Origin of the sequence: Herbaspirillum sp. B65 (assembly GCF_000333555.1) — a bacterium.
In the GTDB taxonomy this organism is placed as follows: Bacteria; Pseudomonadota; Gammaproteobacteria; order Burkholderiales; family Burkholderiaceae_D; genus Herbaspirillum; species Herbaspirillum rubrisubalbicans.
On the sequence record NZ_BADI01001137.1, the window covers coordinates 1 to 1,009 of the forward strand.

Annotated in this window: 1 protein-coding gene; it reads right to left on the bottom strand. The window is 67.2% G+C overall.

Annotated features, from left to right (window positions below):
* Window positions 1–50: 50 nt before the first annotated feature.
* Window positions 51–1,009, bottom strand: a 959-nt coding sequence (locus tag I5W_RS26755) for a methyl-accepting chemotaxis protein (RefSeq protein WP_044531541.1), incomplete at its 5' end; no start/stop codon positions are given.

Genomic DNA, 1,009 nt, shown 5'->3' on the forward strand with positions numbered 1-1,009 from the left:
CTGCAAGATCGTCTGAACCATTCCAGGTCGCCGCTGTAGCGCTGGCCGCTTCAGGCCGCCATATCGATCACCAGGCCGTCATCCTCAGGCACATCCCCTTGGTCCAGCCGGAAGGCGCCGACCAGCTTGCTCATGCGCTCGGTGGCCAGGCGCATGGCCTCGGCGGCGGCCGCCGATTGCTGGACCAGCACCGTGTTGTGCTGGGTCACCTGATCCATGGCGCTCACCGCCTGGGCGATCTGTACTACGCCGGCGGACTGCTGCACGCTCACGCTGGCCATCTCGGCAATCACCTGGCTGACCCGGTCGACCTTGCTCACCACCTCCTGCATGGTCTGACCGGCCACCTGGGCGCGCTGGCAGCCCTCTTCGATACTCTGTACCGAGGCCCCGATCAGGCGCTTGATTTCATGCGCGGCGTCCGCCGAGCGCTGCGCCAGGACCCGCACTTCGCTGGCCACCACGGCAAAGCTGCGGCCCTCGCTGCCAGCGCGAGCCGCTTCCACGGCAGCGTTCAAGGCCAGGATATTGGTCTGGAAGGCGATGGCATCGATCACCGAGATGATGTCCACGATACGTCCGGCCGCGCCCTGCAACACGTTCATGGCCTCGACTACTTGGCTGACCGCCGCCCCGCCATCGACCGCTCCCCGTGCTGCCGACTCGGCCAGGGCACTGGCTTGACGGGCGTGTTCCGCGCTCTGTTGCACGGTGCTGCTCAATTGCTCCATGGCCGCCGCCGTCTGTTGCAGCGAACTGGCCTGCTGTTCCGAACGCATGGCCAGATCCAGCGCGCCGTCGGCGATGTCGCCGGCCGAACCGCGCATGACCCGCGCACTCTGCCGCACCTGGCGCACGATATGGCTCAAGCCCTGGCGCATGTGTTGCAGGGATGAGAGCAATTGCCCGGTTTCGCCCTTGAGCTCGACCTCGATGACCCCGCTCAGATCGCCCTGCGCCACGCGGGTGGCCACTTGGGCGGCCTGGGACAGCGGCCCGGCAATCAGGC